The sequence below is a fragment of the Stenotrophomonas sp. WHRI 8082 genome, from assembly GCF_040223995.2.
In the GTDB taxonomy this organism is placed as follows: domain Bacteria; phylum Pseudomonadota; class Gammaproteobacteria; order Xanthomonadales; family Xanthomonadaceae; genus Stenotrophomonas.
Genome location: NZ_CP167826.1, coordinates 759152 through 776943 on the forward strand (window position 1 = coordinate 759152; position 17792 = coordinate 776943).

Below are 17792 nucleotides of genomic sequence, written 5' to 3' on the forward strand. Positions count from 1 at the left end.
GCTGGCAGGCAGGGTTGGCGTCCGGGGATGGGGGCCAGGTCGCAACGGCGACCGCGCCCGCCTGCCGCTGGCGGTGCCGTCGACTTGCTGCCTTGGGGATACCTATGAACCGCCTGACTACCGCCGCACTGCTGTGCCTGATGTCGCTCGCCATCAGTGCTTCAGCGCAGACCACGCCGCAGTGCCCGTCCTTGCCCACCAGCAGCAACCTGCAGTGGCAGGAGCAGGCCACAGGGGATTTCCTGGTGTGTCGTGCCACCACAGGGGACGGCCGCGAGGTGCTGAGCCTGATGCTGACCGGCAATGATCCGGGGCTTCGCTTGCCGCGCGCCCTGCGCCATGAAAAGGACAGCTTCGCCGGCGAAGAACTGTACTGGTACCAACCCGACCTGGGCGGGCAGGAGCCGCCGGGATTCGCTGACCGGCGGGTGAGCGTGGTCAAGATCGATAAGAACCGCTACGCGCAGATGGCCCTGTATCCCAGCAACAGCGAAGAGCGGGCCAGCCTGCAGCAGATGATCCGCGGCATGAACCTGACCCCGGCCGCCGTGGCAGACGGCCGCTGATCATGCAGGCCATGCCGGTGGGGCCGATGCAACGACCGGCCCCGCTTGCCGCATGCTCAGAAACGACCTTCCTGGAAATCGACGAATGCCTGCATCAGTTCCTGCCGCGTGTTCATCACGAACGGCCCATGGCGTGCGACCGGCTCGCGCAGCGGCCGGCCTGCGACCAGGATGAGGCGCGCATCGCGCGTGCCACCGACGAGGTGCAGCGCATCGCCGCCGCCCAGCACGGCCATCTCCTGGCTCGCCAGCGGACGCGCATCTTCGCCGAGGCCGATCACCGCATCGCCTTCGAACACGTAGGCGAACGCGTGATGGCCTTCGGGCAGCCGGTAGTCCCACGTCGCCCCGGCCTCAAGGCCGATATCCAGGTAAACCGGGTCGGTTGCCGGCTGCACGATCGGGCCCGCCGTCCCGTCGACCTCTCCTGCGATGACCTTGACCCGCACGCCCGCGGCCGGCGTCAGCTGGGGAATCGCCTCCGGCGCGAACTCCTGGTATTTCGGCGCGGTCATCTTGTCCCGCGCCGGCAGGTTCACCCACAGCTGGAAACCGCGCATGCGCCCACTTTCCTGTTCGGGCATCTCCGAATGGACCAGACCGCGGCCGGCCGTCATCCACTGGACGCTGCCCGGCGTCAGCAGGCCCTCGTTGCCGTGGTTGTCCTTATGCCGCATGCGGCCATCCAGCATGTAGGTGACCGTTTCGAACCCCCGATGCGGGTGGCTGGGAAAGCCGGCGATGTAGTCCTCGGCCTTCTCCGTCCCGAACTCGTCCAGCAGCAGGAACGGATCGAGGTCCGGCAGCGAAGAGCCGCCGATGACACGGGTCAGGCGCACGCCCGCCCCGTCAGACGTGGGCATGCCGCGGATCGTACGCAGAACGCGGACCGGTGCGTGGGTGCTCATGGGAACTCCAGTGAATGACTACGACAAAGATGGGCGCTGTCGCGATCAGGACCAAGCACGCCCCCCGCAACCCATTGTTCCAATGCTGGCGTGACACGCCTCGGTGTCCGCCGCCGACGGCACGTGACGTTGGACCGGGTGCGCCGAAATGGACCGCCGGGAGGCACTGGCGGGTTACGACCAAAGTACTAGCCCTGAAACACCCTGTCTGCATTGACCCTGCAAAGGCCAAAGCGGACCCTTACGACGTACCTCCGGGAGAGTTCACCTCATGAAAGGCTTCTCAAAGCTGGGCTGGGCACTGCTCGCATTGCTCGGCGCATTCTGTCTGGGCACCGTGGCGCTGCGCCGCGGTGAACCGATCAACGCCCTGTGGATCGTAGTGGCTGCGGTCTCCATCTACCTGATCGCCTACCGTTTCTACGGTCTGTTCGTCGCCAGCAAGGTGCTGCAGTTGGACCCGACGCGGGCCACGCCCGCCGTGCTGAACAACGATGGCCTGGACTACGTGCCGACCAACAAGCACGTGCTGTTCGGCCATCACTTTGCTGCCATTGCCGGTGCCGGTCCCCTGGTCGGCCCGGTGCTGGCCGCACAGATGGGCTACCTGCCCGGACTGCTGTGGCTGGTGGTCGGCGTGGTCCTGGCCGGCGCAGTGCAGGATTTCATGATCCTGGTGCTGTCCAGCCGCCGCAACGGCCGCTCGCTGGGTGACCTGGTGCGCGAAGAAATGGGGCCCGTTCCCGGCACCATCGCGCTGTTCGGTGCCTTCCTGATCATGATCATCATCCTCGCGGTGCTGGCGATGGTGGTGGTGAAGGCGCTGGCGGAAAGCCCGTGGGGCATGTTCACGGTCATCGCCACGATGCCCATCGCGCTTTTCATGGGCGTGTACATGCGCTACATCCGCCCCGGCAAGATCGGTGAGATCTCGGTGGTCGGGTTGATCCTGCTGCTCGGCTCGATCTGGTTCGGCGGTATCGTCGCCGCAGACCCGGTCTGGGGTCCCGCCTTCACCTTCACCGCCAAGCAGATCACCTGGATGTTGATCGGTTATGGCTTCGTGGCTTCGGTGCTGCCGGTCTGGCTGCTGCTGGCACCACGCGACTACCTGTCCACGTTCCTCAAGATCGGCACCATCATCGCCTTGGCCGTCGGCATCCTGATCGTCATGCCCGAGCTGAAAATGCCGGCGCTGACCCAGTTCGCCGCCAGCGGCGACGGTCCGGTATGGAAGGGCGGGATGTTCCCGTTCCTGTTCATCACCATCGCCTGTGGTGCGGTCTCCGGCTTCCATGCGCTGATCGCGTCGGGCACCACGCCCAAGCTGCTGGCCAATGAATCGCATGCGCGCTACATCGGTTACGGCGGCATGCTGATGGAATCGTTCGTTGCCGTGATGGCGCTGGTCGCCGCCTCGATCATCGAGCCGGGCATCTACTTCGCCATGAACAGTCCCGCCTCGGTGATCGGTGCCGATGCAGTTTCCGCCGCGCACTACATCACCACCAACTGGGGCTTCACCATCACCCCGGAGCAGCTGGAAGCCACGGCCGTTGCCATCGGCGAGCCGACCATCCTGCATCGCGCCGGTGGTGCACCGACGCTGGCGGTAGGCATCGCGATGATCCTGCACGAAGCGATCCCGAGTGCCGGCGACGCGATGATGGCGTTCTGGTACCACTTCGCCATCCTGTTCGAAGCACTGTTCATCCTGACCGCGGTCGATGCAGGTACCCGCGCCGGTCGCTTCATGCTGCAGGATCTGCTGGGGAACTTCATCCCGGCGCTGAAGAAGACCGAATCCTGGTCCGCCAACATCCTGGCGACGGCTGGCTGTGTCGCACTGTGGGGCTACCTGCTCTACTCCGGCGTGGTCGATCCCTTCGGTGGCATCCAGACCCTGTGGCCGCTGTTCGGTATCTCCAACCAGATGCTGGCAGGCATCGCGTTGATGCTCGGCACCGTGGTGCTGTTCAAGATGAAGCGTGACCGCTACGCCTGGGTCACTGCTGTGCCGGCGGTATGGCTGTTGATCTGCACCACGTATGCGGGGCTGATCAAGATCTTCGACAGCAACCCGGCGCAGGGCTTCCTGGCACAGGCTCACAAGTACCAGGACGCCATCGCCAGCGGCACCATCACCGCACCGGCCAAGACCGTCGGCCAGATGCAGCAGATCGTGGTCAATGCGTACGTCAATACGAGCCTGACGGTGCTGTTCCTGCTGGTGGTCTTCTCGATCCTGTTCTACGCGCTGAAGACCATCTTCATCGCACGCCGCACCCCGCAACGTACCGATCGCGAGACCGAGTACGTGAAGCTGCTGCCGCACCAGATGGCGGACCTGTAATGAGTACACAACTGGTACCGGTCGGTCAGCATCAGGCCCACCGCCGTCTCTGGCGGCGGCTGGTCCAGACCGCGCGGCTGTGCTGCGGGATCCCGGATTACGGCAACTACGTGCGGCACGTGTTGGAAAACCATCCGGACCGTACCCCGATGGACTACAAGACGTTTTTCCGCGAGCGACAGGAAGCGCGCTACGGCGGGCGCAATGGAGGCCGTTGCTGCTGAGTGATCGTCCAGGCGGCTGCGCGATGAGCGCAGTCGCCTGCGGGCGATCACTTACCCAGGGTGATGGGCGTCAGGTCCACAGTCGCGTTGGCGCCAGCACCCGGCCGGCTTTTGTACGCCTGGCCACGTTGCAGCAGCTAGAAACTGTCGACATAGTCGTGCTCATCAACGAACCAGGCGTCAGGCATTACCGTCAGCACCGCATCGGCGATCACGCTGACCAGACCTACGGACGGCTGGATCGGACCGATCGTGACCCCGACCACCTTGATGAGTGCCGAGAGCATCGTCACGAGCCGGCGCGAAGGCCGGCTCGCGCGCTGGACCTATGGTTTTCTGACGGCCGGCACTAGGCGCCGGCCATCGCCTTCAGGATCAGGCCGGTAACGTACGCCAGTCCGGTTCCCGTCGCATACCCCACCGTGCCCAACAGCACACCGACCGGCGCCAGGCTCGGGTGGAAGGCCGCGGCCACCACCGGTGCCGATGCGGCTGCGCCGATGTTGCCCATCGAGCCGACGCCGAAGAAGAACAGCGGCGCGCGCAACAGCTTCGCCACGATCCACAGCACCAGCACGTGGGTGGCCATCCAGATCAGGCCCAGCGCGAACAGCCACGGCCGATCAAGCAGCGACAGCAGATCCATCTGCATGCCGATGCAGGCGATCAGGAAGTACAGAAACACGGTACCCAGTTTCGACGCGCCGGCCGACTCCAGCCGCCTTGCGCGGGTGAAGCTGAGCGCCAGGCCGAGGCCAGTGGAGAACAACACGACCCAGACGAACTGGCTGTCCAGGCTGAACTGGCTGGACCAGCCCACGTTGGCCTTGAACCACGCGGCCAGCGGTGCCGCGATGGCGTGCGCCAGGCCGACGCCGCCGAGCGCTACGCCGACAATGACCATCAGATCGGTCAGCGTGGGGATGCGCGAGTTCTGCGCCTCGTAAGCGCTGATGCGGGCCTTCATCTCATCGATGGCCCGCGTATCCGCGCCATTGCGCGCATCGATCTGCTGCGAACGGTTGGCCAGGAACAGCAGGATCGCCATCCACAGGCTGGCGCAGGCCACGTCCACCACCGCGAACTGCCCGAACGTGGTGGCGTCGGTGCCGAAGATCTCGCGCATCGCCACCATGTTCGCGCCGCCGCCGATCCAGCTGCCGGCCAGTGCCGCCATGCCCGCCCAGGTATCACCAGCCACCGTTTCCGGATGGATCAGCTTCATCACCTGGAACGAAACGATCGCCCCCAGCATGATGCCTGCGGTGCCGGCACAGAACACCACCAGCAGTTTCGGCCCCAGCTTGGCGATGCCCTTCAGGTCGATGGACAGGGTGAGCAGGATGAGCGCGGCCGGCAGCAGCACGTCGCGCGCCACCGGGTTGTACAGCGCGGTGCCATGGCCGTCGATCAGCCCGGCCGTGTTGTAGATGGCCGGGATGAAGTAGCACAGCAGCAACGCCGGCACCCAGGCGAAGATCTTTTTCAGCAGTGGCGTGGGACCACTGGCAGCCCAGAAGATCAGGGCGAGCGTGGCAGCGATGAGTCCCAGGCCGACGATGTCGCTGGAAATCAGGGCAGTTGCAGGTTCGGTCGGCATGGCGTCCTCTGTCGATCGAAAATGGTGGGCGAAAAAAATGCCGCAGGACGCGGCACCCTTCGAGCTTAACATCGCCATCACCACCGCGCTTGAAAAGAGCCGCTGCCGAGCGTGCCGACTTCAGCCGGCACGCACTCTACCCAGGGAAAGGTACGCCCGACGCGCTGACATCCAGTGTCGCCCGCGTGCCGCGTGGCTGCACCGGGTCGAACCGCAAGGTCCAGCCCAGGTGCTCGCACAGCCGTGCCACCAGCTCCAGGCCGATGCCGCCGTGTTCGTTGCGGAGCCCGCGCGCCATCCGTGCATGGATGGCCGCGATCTCCTCCGGGCTCATGCCGTGTCCCGGATCGCGCAGGGTCAGCACGCCGGCGGACGAAAGATCGAGCTGGATCGCGCCGCGACCGCTGTTCTCGATCGCGTTGCGCAGCAGGTTGCCGATCGCCGCCTGCACGACGGCCAGCGGCGCCACGATATCCACCGGCGCGGCGCGCAGGGCCACGGTCAGGTCCTTGTCTCCCAGCAGGTGGCGATGGTCTTCGATGATCTGCGGCAGCAACTGGTCCAGGGCGACGCGCTCGGCACGCGCGGCAAGTCGGGCCGGGTCGCGGGCCAGCACCAGCAGCAGTTCGATCAGTTCTTCAACGTCCGCCGCCGTGCGCTGTACGCGCAGCATCTGCTGGCGTGCACGCTCCGGCAGCCCCGGTTGTTCCAACGCCAGTTCGGCCGCACCGGTGATCACCGCTACCGGCGTGCGCAGCTCATGGCTGGCCGTGCTGATGAACACCCGCTCGCGCTCGACGAACTGCTCGTTGCGCGCCAGGTAGTCGTTGAGCGCATTGGCAATGGTATGCAGCTCGGCGCTGCCACGTGCATCCACCTGGATATGCTGGCCCGGCGCGCCGGGCTTCAACGCGGCAATGTCACGCGCCAACAGGCTCAACGGACGCACTACCCGCTGCATGCCCAGCCGCGCCATCACCACGGTCACGATCACCATCACCAGGCCAGCCAGCAGCACCCAGCGGGTAGCGAACTGCTCCAGCGCCTCGAAATCCGAAATATCCAACGCCAACGCCACGCGCCCCATCGTCTGGGTCTGCCGCACCATCACCGCCGCCTGCCGCTCCCCGATGGGCACGCCATCGTGCAGCCCGGGATGGAGATCACGCACGCTGGCCGGCGTTCCCGGCTGGTCCAGCCGGAACAGACTGAGCGTGTCCGAATCCTGCCAGCGGTACTGCGGGTCGCGCGCACTGTGCGCGAGAATGCTGTCCAGCTCGGAGTTCAACAGCGCCCGCCAGGCCGCATGTTCGGCGTGCTCATGCACGTTGTTGCCAACCCCGAACACGGCCAGTGAGATCAAGGCCAGGTAGGTCAGCAGCCATCCCAGTACCCGCCGGTACAACGGAGCAGGCCTAGCCGCCATCGGTGGCCTCCGCGTCCTGCGCGGCCAGGCGGTAGCCGACGCGCGGCAGCGTGTGCAGCAGCTTGCGCGCGAAGGGGCCGTCCACGCTGCGACGCAGTTCGTAGACATGCGAGCGCAGCAGGTCACCGTCAGGCGGCTCGTCGCCCCACAGGGCGAACTCCAGCTGCTGGCGCGTCACCGCTGCGGGGCTTGCGCGCATCAGCACCTCCAGTAACTTGCGGCAGGCGGGGTAGAGGTGCAGCGTCTGGCCCGCGCGCTGGGCTTCCAGCGTTGCCAGGTCAAGCACCAGATCGCCCACCTGCAGCCGTTTGCGCGGATTACGGCCCTGCGCGCGCACTCGCAGTGCATCCAGACGGACCTCCAGCTCGGGCAGTGCGAACGGCTTGGTCAGGTAGTCGTCCGCCCCCGCCCGGAACCCGGCGATCTTGTCAGGCAGGTCGTCGCGTGCGGTGAGCATGATGACCGGCACTTCAGAGGCGTGGTCCGACCGCAAGCGGCGCAGCACTTCAGGCCCTTCCATGCGCGGCAGCATCCAGTCCAGGATCACCACGTCATAGGTCTGCGTGGTCGCCAGGTGCAGCCCGGTGATGCCGTCCGGCGCGACGTCCAGCACGTGCCCGCGCGATTCGAAGTAGTCGAACAGGTTGGCGACCAGTTGCCGGTTGTCCTCGATCACCAGAAGCCGCATGCGCTTTCCCACCCTGTGTGTGGCTGCATGGTACCGCTGCCCGTGTCGGAATCACGTCCCCCCGCCCTCGCCGCCAGCACGGATGCCACTTGCGGCAACCCGCCGCGCCCACTAGCCTTCGGCGGTCGTTCATCACCCAAGGATCGCCCGTGAAACACCGTCATCTCCTGCTGGCCTCGGCGATCGCCGCCGCCACGTTGTCGCTGGCCGCCTGCAAGAAGGAACCTTCGCCGGAAGCCGACACCGCGACGACCACGGCACCGGCCGGCGAAACCGCTGACCAGTTCGTGGCCCGGATCAATGCGGAGTACAAGGCTGCGTACCCGGAGATGACCTCGGCACAGTGGCTGTCTTCCACCTACATCAACAGCGATTCCGAGCGTGTGGCGGCCAAGGCCAACGAACGCTCGCTGACCCAGCTCAACAGCTGGATCGAACAGGCCGCGAAGTTCGAGGGGCAGCCGATGTCCGACGACAGCAAGCGCGCCCTGCACCTGCTCAAGCTGATGTCGTCGATGCCGGCCCCGCGCGACCCGGCCAAGCTGGCCCAGCTGACCCAGATCGCCACACGCATGGAAGGCAGCTACGGTGCAGGCAAGTACTGCACCGATGCCAACGATCCCACTTCCTGCCGCCAACTGGGCGATCTGGAGCAGGTGCTGTCCAGCAGCCGTGACTACGACCAGCAGCTGGATGCCTGGCAGGGCTGGCACGGCACCACCAAAGACATGCGCGGTGATTACCAGCAGTTCGTGAGCCTGGTCAACGAAGGCGCCAAGGGCCTGGGTTTCGCTGATGCCGGACAGATGTGGCGCAGCGGTTACGACATGCCGCCGGAGCAGATCGGTCCGGAGACCGACCGGTTGTGGGAACAGGTCAAGCCGATGTACGAGCAGTTGCACTGCTACGCGCGCGGCAAGCTGGACGCCACCTACGGCAAGGACAAGGCCGAAGTGGGCAATGGCCTGATCGCTGCCCATCTGACCGGCAACATGTGGCAGCAGGACTGGTCCAACCTGTGGGACCAGCTGCAGCCGTACCCGGGTGCGGGCAGCCTGGACATCACGGCTGCGCTGGAAAAGCAGTATCAGGGCAACCTGAGCGGCGCACTGGCCAAGGCAGGCAGCAACGCCAACGTGGAAGGCCTGTACAAGGCGCAGCGTGAGGCCGAACTGCGCACTGCGCGGCAGATGACCGAACGCGCCCAGGATTTCTACGTGTCACTGGGCATGCCGTCGTTGCCGAAGTCCTATTGGGACAAGACCCAGTTCATCAAACCGCAGGACCGCGACGTGGTGTGCCATGCCAGCGCGTGGGACATGAACATGGAAGGCGATGTGCGCACCAAGATGTGCATCAAGCCCAACGAAGAGAACTTCACCACGATCTACCACGAGCTGGGCCACATCTATTACGACCTGGCCTACAACCCGCTGCCGCCGCTGTTCCAGGGCGGTGCGAACGACGGCTTCCATGAAGCAATCGGCGACACCATCGTGCTTGCGATGACGCCCAAGTACCTCAATTCGATCGGTCTGGTGGACAAGCCGGAAGAAAGCCGCGAAGCGGTGATCAACAACCAGATGCGGATGGCACTGTCCGGCGTGGCCTTCCTGCCCTTCGGCCTGATGATCGACCGCTGGCGCTGGGGCGTGTTCGACGGCTCGATCACCCCGGACAATTACAACAAGGCCTGGTGGGACCTGAAGGCGCGTTACCAGGGCGTGGCACCGGCCACCACGCGCGGCGAGGAGTTCTTCGATCCGGGCGCGAAGTACCACGTGCCGGGCAATACGCCTTATACGCGCTACTTCCTGGCCCGCATCCTGCAGTTCCAGTTCTACAAGGGCCTGTGCGATGCCTCCGGCTACAAGGGCCCGCTGCATGAGTGCAGCTTCTACGGCAACAAGGAAGCGGGGCAGAAGTTCTGGGCCATGCTGAGCAAGGGTGCCAGCCAGCCGTGGCAGGCCACCCTGAAGGAACTCACCGGTGGTGAAAAGCTGGATGCCGGCCCGATGATCGAGTACTTCAGCCCGGTCAACGCGTGGCTGAAGGAGCAGAACCAGGGCCAGGTGTGCGGTTGGCAGGCCAGTGCCGCGGCGCCTGCTGCACCGGCAGCGCCGGCAGCGCCGGCAGCACCGGTAGCGCCCGCACAGCGCTGACCGCGCCCCGTGATCCGGTAGCGCCGCGCCCTGCTCGGCGCTACCTTCGGACTTCATGCGACGCCGGGCATCGCCCGGCGCCGTCACGGCTGATCAGTTGGCCTTGCCTGCTGTCATCTTCGCGGCAAGCGCATCCTTGAACTCATCGAAACTGACCCCTTGCGCATTGGCCTCCGCCTGCGCGGCGTCACGCAGCGCATCGGAATACACCAGGCGCACCGGCGTGCCATTGCGCTCGTGCAGTTCACCCGCCTGCATGATCAGGGACAGCACCTGGGCAGCACTCTCGCTCTGGCCGGCAATGCGACCGTCCATGCCCAGCACCCATTCGCCATCGCGGCGGACAATGCCGGCCAGCAGCGTCCGCTGCTGATCGCGCAGTTCGGCGTGCGGCTCGACGGGCGAGGCGTTGGCAGCGTCCCGGTTGGCGGTCTGGGTTTCGCGGCGCCGGCGGATATCGCGGCGCAGTTTGGAAGTGGTCGACATCAGGGGCTTACAGTCATCCGGGTGCGCAAGGATACCCCAGCGGCGTCCCGCGTCGGCTTCACCCCCACGGCCCGCGCACGGCGCAGCAGCTCTGCCGGCTGGCGCTCAGCGTGCATGGGCGTGCGGGTTGCGCCGAGCCCAGGCGCTTTCCCAGTACCACACCGACGCCCCGAGCACGAAGAAACCGGCGTAGCCAAAGGCGAGATGCACCGGGTTGCTGCTCAGCAGGGGCGACAGGACGCCCGCGACGAAGGTATTGATCATCATCTGGATGAACATCTGCATCGAGGAGGCGAGTCCTCGCTGGTGCGGGTACAGATCCAGCACGCCCAGCGCCAGGATCGGGAAGATCATCGCCAGTCCGGTGCCCCCCATGAATATTGGAACGACTGCCCAGGGCAAGGCGATTTCTGGCACCGACAGCACGTAGCCGATGTTGATCACCGCCGACAATCCACACAGACCGAAGCCAATGCCGATCTGCCGCTGTGGAAGCACACGTCCGGCCATCTGCCCGGACAGGAACGCCCCCAGCGTCATCCCTCCGATGGTCGGCACGAACAGCCAGGCAAAACCGCCCTCACCCAGTTTCAGGTGCTGCATGACGAACACCGGGGCCGAGGAGATGTACAGGAACACGCTGGAAAAGTTCAGCGCACTGGCCAGCGCAAGGCGCAACAGGCGTGGGTTGGAGCCCATCCGCAGGTAGTCGCGCAGCAATCCGCGCGGCGACAGCGACGTACGTGCTTCGACCGGATGTGTCTCGGGCAGGAACCGCGCCGTGGCCACCAGCAACAGCAACGAAAACACCACCAGGAACCAGAAGATCAGCGGCCAACCGGCGCCACTGAGCAGGATCCAGCCGCCGATGATCGGCGCGATCGCGGGGGCGATGCCGAAGATCATCGAGACCTGACTCATCAGCCGCTGGGCATCATGGCCGTGGTACAGATCGCGGATCACCGCACGGCCGACGATCATGCCCACGCCCGCTGACAGGCCCTGCAGCGCGCGGAACACCAGCAGCGTGGTCAGATCGGTTGACAGCGCGCAGCCTACCGAGGCGCCGACAAAGATCACCAGCCCCCCCAGGATTACCCGCTTGCGACCCAGCGCATCCGAAAGCGGCCCGTGGGCCAAGCTCATCAGCCCGTAGAACAGCAGGTACACGCTGATGGTCTGCTGCACCGCGACCTCGTCCACGCCCAAGCGCTGCGCCAGTTGCGGAAAGGCAGGAAAGATCGTGTCGATCGAGAACGGACCAAACATCGCCAGACCTGCGAGCAGCAGAGCCAGACGGCGGGTCGAGGGCGAGGCGGCAGTCATGGAGGTGTCCGGAGGAGCCGCGCAGGCCATGCGCGGCAGGCGCCAGCCCGTGTCCGGAAAAGACAGGAAGGCGGCGCCGGATGAATACGAGTGGTGCGTCATGATAGGCCGTACCGGTCCCCTTTACCATTCGGTCCGATCGGAAAACGTCTGGTCCCTGACCCCATTCAGCCGCGCATGCAGCAGGGCCGACCGCTATAATCAACGGGCAACAAGGTGGGAGAAGCAGGACACCGCTGCCGAAGGCGCAAACGCCCGTAATCGCTCAGGCTCGTGACCACCCGCATCAAAACTCTGGAGAGACCGGTTCGATCCGGCGCCGAAGGGGCACGAAGCCGCGCACATGCGCGCTTCCAAACTCTCAGGCAAAAGGACAGAGGGGCGCCCCGCAGGCTGCCGAATGGCGGCCTGCCCACGTGCGTGCCCTTTCCCGACGGATCCTTCGCCATGCCCCAGAACACCCCTTCGCTGCGCGAGCTCGAACACCACAACGCGTTCGTCGAACGCCATATCGGCCCCAACGATGCCGAAATCGCGCAGATGCTCGGCGTGGTCGGCCACGTCTCGCTGGATGCGCTGACCGACGCCATCGTGCCTGCGCGCATCAAGTCGCCGGCACCGCTGGCGTTGCCCGAATCGGTGACCGAAGTCGAGGCGCTGGCGAAGATCCGTGCAATCGCTGACCAGAACACGGTGCTGCGCAGCTTCATCGGCCAAGGCTATTACGGTACCCACACGCCGAACGTCATCCTGCGCAACATCCTGGAGAACCCCGCGTGGTACACGGCCTACACGCCGTACCAGGCCGAGATCTCGCAGGGCCGCATGGAAGCGTTGATCAACTTCCAGACGCTGTGCGCGGACTTGACCGGCATGGAAATCGCCAATGCCTCGCTGCTGGACGAAGCCACGGCGGCCGCCGAAGCGATGACCCTGGCAAAGCGTTCGGCGAAGTCGAAGTCGGACACCTTCTTCGTGCACGATGCGGTGCATCCGCAGACGCTGGAACTGCTGCGCACCCGCGCCGAGCCGCTGGGCATCGTACTGCGCGTGGGCACCCCGGCCGAAGCACTGGAAGCGGAAGCGTTCGGCCTGCTGCTGCAGTACCCGGACACCTTCGGCCAGGTCGGCGACTACAAGGCGCTGGTAGATGCCGTGCATGCGCGCGGCGGCCTGGTGGCCGTGGCCACCGACCTGCTCGCACTGACCCTGCTGGTGGCACCGGGCGAATGGGGCGCGGACATCGTGGTCGGCAACAGCCAGCGTTTCGGCGTGCCGTTCGGTTTCGGTGGCCCGCATGCCGCCTTCATGGCCTGCCGTGATGCCTACAAGCGCTCGATGCCCGGCCGCCTGATCGGCGTATCGATCGATGCGCAGGGCAACCCGGCCTACCGCCTGACCCTGCAGACCCGCGAGCAGCACATCCGCCGCGAGAAGGCCACCTCCAACATCTGTACCGCGCAGGTACTGCTGGCGGTGATGGCGTCGATGTATGCGGTGTACCACGGCCCGGAAGGCCTGACCCGCATTGCCCGCCGCACCCATCGCCTGGCGGCGATCCTGGCGGCTGCCCTGCGCAGCAACGCGGTGGCCGTTGGCGATACGTTCTTCGACACGCTGCATGTCACCGGCATCGACGCCGACGCCGTGCATGCCAAGGCCCGCGCAGCCGGCTACAACCTGCGCGCGATCGACAGCAGTTCTGTGGGCATCAGTCTGGATGAAACCGCCACCCGCGAAGACATCGTCGCGCTGGCCCAGGTATTCGGTGCACACGCGGATGTGGAAGCACTCGATGCGCGCACGGCCGATGCCATTCCGGCCGGCCTGGTGCGCAGCAGCGCATTCCTGACCCACCCGGTCTTCAATACCCACCACAGCGAACACGAACTGCTGCGTTACCTGCGCTCGTTGGCCGACAAGGATCTGGCGATGGATCGCACGATGATCCCGCTGGGTTCGTGCACGATGAAGCTCAATGCCACCGCCGAAATGATTCCGGTCACCTGGCCGGAGTTCGGCAACATCCATCCGCTGGTTCCGGCGGAACAGGCCGTTGGCTACAAGTCACTCATCGAGGGCCTTGAAGCGATGCTGGTGGAATGCACCGGTTACGACGCTGTGAGCCTGCAGCCCAACTCCGGCGCGCAGGGCGAATATGCCGGCCTGTTGGCCATCCGTGCTTACCACCGCTCGCGCGGCGACGATCACCGCGATATCTGCCTCATTCCCGACTCCGCTCACGGCACCAACCCGGCCTCGGCGCAGATGTGCGGGATGAAGGTCGTGGTCACCAAGACAGACGCCAACGGCAATGTCGACGTCGATGACATCCGCCGCAACGCAGAAAAGTACAGCGACCGACTCGCCGCGCTGATGGTCACCTACCCGTCCACGCACGGCGTGTTCGAGGAAGAGATCGTCGACATCTGCGAGATCATCCACCAGCACGGTGGCCAGGTGTACACCGATGGCGCCAACATGAATGCCTTGGTCGGCGTGGCCAAGCCCGGCAAGTGGGGCTCGGACGTTTCCCACTTGAACCTGCACAAGACCTTCTGCATCCCGCACGGCGGCGGTGGTCCCGGCGTGGGACCGTGTGCGGTCAAATCCCACCTGGCCCCGTTCCTGCCGCGCGCGCTTGGTGGCGACGGGGATGTCGGGATGGTCTCGGCCGCCACGTTCGGCAGCGCCTCGATCCTGCCGATCAGCTGGATGTACATCACGCTGATGGGGACCGAGGGTCTGCGCAAGGCCACGCAGGTCGCGCTGCTCAATGCCAATTACATTGCAAAGCGGCTGGCCCCGCACTTCAAGACCCTGTACACCGGCCGCAATGGGCTGGTCGCGCACGAGTGCATCCTGGATATCCGTCCGCTGGAAAAGACCAGCGGCATCGGCGCAGAGGACATCGCCAAGCGGCTGATCGACTTCGGCTTCCACGCCCCCACCCTCAGCTTCCCGGTGGCCGGCACGTTGATGGTCGAGCCTACCGAGAGCGAATCCCAGCATGAGCTGGACCGCTTCATCGACGCGATGATCCAGATCCGCGAAGAGATCGCGGCGATCGAAGATGGTCGTCTGGAGCGCGAAGACAACCCTTTGAAGAACGCACCGCACACCGCCACCGCCGTGACGGCCAGCGAATGGACCCACGCTTATCCGCGCGAGCTCGCGGCGTTCCCGCTGGACAGCCTGCGGCAGTCCAAGTACTGGCCGCCCGTGGCCCGCGTGGACAACGTCTATGGCGACAAGAACGTGATGTGCGCCTGCATCCCGGTGGATGCGTACAAGGACGACGAAGTCGACGCCTGACGCCATCAGCACGATCTGACCGGTTCAATGCATCACGGCCCGCGCAAGCGGGCCGTTTTTTTTGTGCCCAAGCAACAATATCCAGGACGCCACGCCGCGTGTCGTGTCGTGTCGTATTTGACATGGCCAACAACGACTACTCCGTGACTCCCTACACCGCTCTGCGCGACATCACGTTCGCGATTGACGCCGCGTCGCATTCAACAACCACCCACCGCTCATCGAAAACGGAACTGTGTCGCAGACGTAAGAAACGCGGATTTTTATGCTGGGCGCGTCACATTCCAACGCTCCTGTCGCGATGGTATCGACGCACGATGACTCCACGTTCTGACGCCGGCCAGCCAGAGCGGATCCCGGATCGCGAACGGGATCGACACCGCCGCCCATTCTGGTCGGCGAAACCTGTCAAACGGAGAATCATCATGAACCATCTGAAGACCCTCGTCGCCGCCGCTGCCCTCGCCTTCACCTTCGCCATTCCCGCTGCAAATGCGCAGCCTGCACAGGACCGTGGCGTGGCGGATTGCGCCGTGAAGCTGGCCACGTGCCTTGCGACGGGTGGCGGTGCAATGAGCTGCGCCATCGAGTTCGTGCAGTGCCTGACCTCAGGCGATGCCTCGACTTCAATCGTCGATCGCCGCGAGCACTGAGGCCCAAGAGCACGGGCGCGAATGCTCCCGTGCTCTCTTCAGCAACGCGGCCCCCATCCGACCCACTTCAAACGGGATCTGACATGTCCGTCATAAGAAGCGCCGCTCTGGCTGTCGCCATGACCTTTGCCGTATCGCTACCTGCACTGGCCCAGTCTGCTGAGCCACGTGCTGGCTCGATCGATTGCGCCAAGGCGTTCTTCCAATGCTATTACGTCACAGGACGCGACCTCATCAGCTGCACGCTTGAACTGCGCAAATGCCTTGCCAGGGGCAGCCCTGTCGCGCTCCCGGTTTCACGAGACCCCTAAGTCCCTTGAGGCGATGCTCAACCAAGAGGAAAATCCATGAACATCCAAGTTCTCGCCAGCACTTTGTTGCTGGTTAGCGCCATCACCGTTCCCAACGCTCAAGCACAGGTCCTTCCAACCGGAAATCCGCTGACCTGCGGCGCCAAGTTCGTAGAATGCGTCGCAGCCACGGGCAACTGGCTGATCTGCGGGGTTGCTTACAAACGGTGTATCGACACGCCCGACACAAGGGCGGTCGCGACCCGACCGCAGGCGGATTGAGCGTCCCCACAGGCGCGACCGGTGCACCGATCGCGCCGACGCGGATTGCAGAATGGTTGCTGCGTCGAGATCAGCGACGTCCGGCCCGGATGCGTCGGGCAAGCGCACTGCAGCTGGCAATGAAGGCAGTCAGCACCACCATGGACAGGAATTGCAGGCGCGTCTGTTCGCCATACAACAGCAAAGCGAAGATCAGTGCCAGGATCGCCAACGCCAGCCCCGTCAACCACGGGAAGGCCGCCATGCGGAACGGCAATGACAGCCCCGCCCGATCCGCACGTCGACGCAGCACCAGCTGCGATGCCAGCGAAATCGTCCACACCAGCAGGCAGGTCGATCCGACGATGTTCAACAGCACCGGCAGCACTCTGGTCGGGAACAACAGCTCCATGACCGTAGCGGCGAAGCCGAACAGGACGCTGGCAAGCACAGCGAGTATCGGCACCTGGCGGCGGTCTGCACGCCCCAGCGCGGCGGGCGCTTCACGGCGCTGCGCCAGCGAGAAGATCATCCGCGATGCCCCGTACAGATTGGCATTGAGCGCTGACAGCAGGGCGATCACCGCGACCAGGGTGATGGCGGTACCGGCGCCCGGAATATTGGCCGCTTCCAACACGGCGGCAAACGGCGACTTCAACGCCTCGCTGGTCCACGGCACCACCGCGATGATGACGCTCAGCGAGCCGATGTAGAACACCAGGATCCGCCACGCCACCGTACGGATGGCGCGCGCGATGCTGCGCTCGGGGTCTTCGGTCTCGGCCGCAGCCACCGCTACGATCTCGGTCCCGCCGAAGGCGAAGATCACCACGAGCAATGCCGCACCCACACCCGCCAGACCGGTAGGCGCGAACCCGCCATTGGCGGTGAAGTTGGACAGGCCCGGCGAGGCCGCGTTCGGCAGCCAGCCCAGCAGCAGGGCCGCACCGATGGCGATGAAGCCGAGGATCGCGGCCACCTTGAGGATCGCGAACCAGAACTCGAACTCGCCGAAGTTCTTCACGCCCAGCAGGTTGATCGCGGTGAAGAACACCATGAAGGCAAGGGCTGCCATCGGTACGGAGAGACCGGGCCATACCGTTGCCAGCAGACCGGCCGCGCCTACCGCTTCGGCCGCGATCACGATCACCAGCTGGACCCACCACAGCCAGCCCACCGTGGCGCCCGCGGTCACACCCAGCGCATCGGTGGCATACACCGAAAACGCGCCGCTGGTCGGCTTGTTCGCCGCCATCTCGCCCAGCGCGTTCATCACGATGATCACCAGCGCGCCGGCGACCAGATACGACAACAGCACGGCCGGGCCTGCCAGCTGCACGCCGACCCCGGAGCCGAGGAACAGGCCCGCGCCGATGGCGCTGCCCAGTCCCATCATGATCAGTTGGCGGGGCTTGAGCGCATGGCCAAGGCGCGTGGTGGTCGAGGCTGTGGAAGCGGGGGTCGGGTTGTCAGGCATCGAAGGGCACGTGTGCGGCAACAAGGCCGTCACATTACCCTGTCCAGCGCGCGGACG

The 17792-nt window shown here is 65.3% G+C and carries 15 protein-coding genes and 1 riboswitch; of the genes, 7 read left to right on the top strand and 8 right to left on the bottom strand.

Annotated elements, in window-relative coordinates:
- Positions 1–104 precede the first annotated feature (104 nt).
- On the top strand, positions 105–566 hold the full coding sequence (locus ABRP17_RS03400) for a hypothetical protein (protein ID WP_249405035.1): 462 nt from the start codon (positions 105–107) through the stop codon (positions 564–566).
- 56 nt (positions 567–622) lie between these two features.
- On the opposite strand, the gene ABRP17_RS03405 is transcribed toward ABRP17_RS03400, so the two are convergent.
- Entirely contained in the window at positions 623–1474 is an 852-nt protein-coding gene (locus ABRP17_RS03405) for a pirin family protein (RefSeq protein WP_188324610.1), read from the bottom strand.
- 271 nt (positions 1475–1745) lie between these two features.
- Here ABRP17_RS03405 and ABRP17_RS03410 point away from each other — a divergent pair, with 271 nt between their 5' ends.
- Positions 1746–3827 (top strand): carbon starvation CstA family protein, encoded by a 2082-nt coding sequence (locus ABRP17_RS03410; protein ID WP_188324611.1) that lies wholly within the window; start codon positions 1746–1748, stop codon positions 3825–3827.
- A complete protein-coding gene (locus tag ABRP17_RS03415) occupies positions 3827–4051 on the top strand; it encodes a CstA-like transporter-associated (seleno)protein (protein ID WP_349986413.1) in 225 nt (74 codons plus the stop codon). The genes ABRP17_RS03410 and ABRP17_RS03415 overlap by 1 nt, the downstream gene beginning before the upstream one ends.
- 137 nt (positions 4052–4188) lie before the next feature.
- Here ABRP17_RS03415 and ABRP17_RS03420 read toward each other — a convergent pair whose 3' ends face one another.
- From ABRP17_RS03420 to ABRP17_RS03435, 4 genes are all read right to left on the bottom strand, one after another.
- A complete protein-coding gene (locus tag ABRP17_RS03420; protein WP_349986411.1) occupies positions 4189–4338 on the bottom strand; it encodes a hypothetical protein in 150 nt (49 codons plus the stop codon).
- A gap of 62 nt (positions 4339–4400) precedes the next feature.
- Positions 4401–5651: a DUF819 domain-containing protein gene (locus ABRP17_RS03425; RefSeq protein ID WP_188324615.1), complete on the bottom strand. Its 1251-nt coding sequence runs from the start codon at positions 5649–5651 to the stop codon at positions 4401–4403.
- A gap of 136 nt (positions 5652–5787) precedes the next feature.
- Positions 5788–7077, bottom strand: a complete 1290-nt coding sequence (locus tag ABRP17_RS03430; RefSeq protein WP_349986410.1) for a HAMP domain-containing sensor histidine kinase — start codon at positions 7075–7077, stop codon at positions 5788–5790.
- On the bottom strand, positions 7067–7765 hold the full coding sequence (locus tag ABRP17_RS03435; protein WP_349986408.1) for a response regulator transcription factor: 699 nt from the start codon (positions 7763–7765) through the stop codon (positions 7067–7069). Before ABRP17_RS03435 ends, ABRP17_RS03430 begins: the two co-directional genes overlap by 11 nt.
- A 149-nt stretch (positions 7766–7914) precedes the next feature.
- Here ABRP17_RS03435 and ABRP17_RS03440 point away from each other — a divergent pair, with 149 nt between their 5' ends.
- A complete protein-coding gene (locus ABRP17_RS03440; RefSeq protein ID WP_349986407.1) occupies positions 7915–9927 on the top strand; it encodes a M2 family metallopeptidase in 2013 nt (670 codons plus the stop codon).
- Positions 9928–10020: 93 nt separating this feature from the next.
- Here ABRP17_RS03440 and ABRP17_RS03445 read toward each other — a convergent pair whose 3' ends face one another.
- Both ABRP17_RS03445 and ABRP17_RS03450 read right to left on the bottom strand, forming a co-directional pair.
- Positions 10021–10413 carry a hypothetical protein gene (locus tag ABRP17_RS03445; protein ID WP_188324619.1) on the bottom strand — a complete coding sequence of 131 codons (393 nt, stop codon included), beginning with the start codon at positions 10411–10413 and terminating at the stop codon, positions 10021–10023.
- A gap of 105 nt (positions 10414–10518) precedes the next feature.
- The gene (locus ABRP17_RS03450) at positions 10519–11739 is read right to left on the bottom strand and encodes a multidrug effflux MFS transporter (RefSeq protein ID WP_349986406.1); all 1221 of its coding nucleotides are present in this window, start codon (positions 11737–11739) and stop codon (positions 10519–10521) included.
- 284 nt (positions 11740–12023) lie between these two features.
- Positions 12024–12126, top strand: a riboswitch (glycine riboswitch).
- Positions 12127–12186: 60 nt separating this feature from the next.
- Here ABRP17_RS03450 and gcvP point away from each other — a divergent pair.
- The 3 genes from gcvP (at position 12187) to ABRP17_RS03465 (ending at position 16279) form a co-directional block, all read left to right on the top strand.
- Complete coding sequence (gene gcvP / locus ABRP17_RS03455; RefSeq protein WP_349986405.1) at positions 12187–15054, top strand: aminomethyl-transferring glycine dehydrogenase; 2868 nt, start codon at positions 12187–12189, stop codon at positions 15052–15054.
- Positions 15055–15176: 122 nt separating this feature from the next.
- Complete coding sequence (locus ABRP17_RS03460) at positions 15177–15707, top strand: hypothetical protein (protein WP_372486876.1); 531 nt, start codon at positions 15177–15179, stop codon at positions 15705–15707.
- 347 nt (positions 15708–16054) lie between these two features.
- Positions 16055–16279, top strand: coding sequence for a hypothetical protein (locus tag ABRP17_RS03465; protein ID WP_349986403.1), 225 nt, complete (start codon positions 16055–16057; stop codon positions 16277–16279).
- Between the two features lie 70 nt (positions 16280–16349).
- Here ABRP17_RS03465 and ABRP17_RS03470 read toward each other — a convergent pair whose 3' ends face one another.
- Positions 16350–17735, bottom strand: coding sequence for an amino acid permease (locus ABRP17_RS03470; RefSeq protein ID WP_349986402.1), 1386 nt, complete (start codon positions 17733–17735; stop codon positions 16350–16352).
- Positions 17736–17792 lie beyond the last annotated feature (57 nt).

Bases quoted from the DNA above. Each gene is read 5' to 3' on its own strand.
- ABRP17_RS03400 (WP_249405035.1), top strand. From the start codon at position 105: ATGAACCGCCTGACTACCGCCGCACTGCTGTGCCTGATGTCGCTCGCC.
- ABRP17_RS03405 (WP_188324610.1), bottom strand. From the start codon at position 1,474: ATGAGCACCCACGCACCGGTCCGCGTTCTGCGTACGATCCGCGGCATG.
- ABRP17_RS03410 (WP_188324611.1), top strand. From the start codon at position 1,746: ATGAAAGGCTTCTCAAAGCTGGGCTGGGCACTGCTCGCATTGCTCGGC.
- ABRP17_RS03415 (WP_349986413.1), top strand. From the start codon at position 3,827: ATGAGTACACAACTGGTACCGGTCGGTCAGCATCAGGCCCACCGCCGT.
- ABRP17_RS03420 (WP_349986411.1), bottom strand. From the start codon at position 4,338: ATGCTCTCGGCACTCATCAAGGTGGTCGGGGTCACGATCGGTCCGATC.
- ABRP17_RS03425 (WP_188324615.1), bottom strand. From the start codon at position 5,651: ATGCCGACCGAACCTGCAACTGCCCTGATTTCCAGCGACATCGTCGGC.
- ABRP17_RS03430 (WP_349986410.1), bottom strand. From the start codon at position 7,077: ATGGCGGCTAGGCCTGCTCCGTTGTACCGGCGGGTACTGGGATGGCTG.
- ABRP17_RS03435 (WP_349986408.1), bottom strand. From the start codon at position 7,765: ATGCGGCTTCTGGTGATCGAGGACAACCGGCAACTGGTCGCCAACCTG.
- ABRP17_RS03445 (WP_188324619.1), bottom strand. From the start codon at position 10,413: ATGTCGACCACTTCCAAACTGCGCCGCGATATCCGCCGGCGCCGCGAA.
- ABRP17_RS03450 (WP_349986406.1), bottom strand. From the start codon at position 11,739: ATGACTGCCGCCTCGCCCTCGACCCGCCGTCTGGCTCTGCTGCTCGCA.
- gcvP (WP_349986405.1), top strand. From the start codon at position 12,187: ATGCCCCAGAACACCCCTTCGCTGCGCGAGCTCGAACACCACAACGCG.
- ABRP17_RS03460 (WP_372486876.1), top strand. From the start codon at position 15,177: ATGGCCAACAACGACTACTCCGTGACTCCCTACACCGCTCTGCGCGAC.
- ABRP17_RS03465 (WP_349986403.1), top strand. From the start codon at position 16,055: ATGAACATCCAAGTTCTCGCCAGCACTTTGTTGCTGGTTAGCGCCATC.
- ABRP17_RS03470 (WP_349986402.1), bottom strand. From the start codon at position 17,735: ATGCCTGACAACCCGACCCCCGCTTCCACAGCCTCGACCACCACGCGC.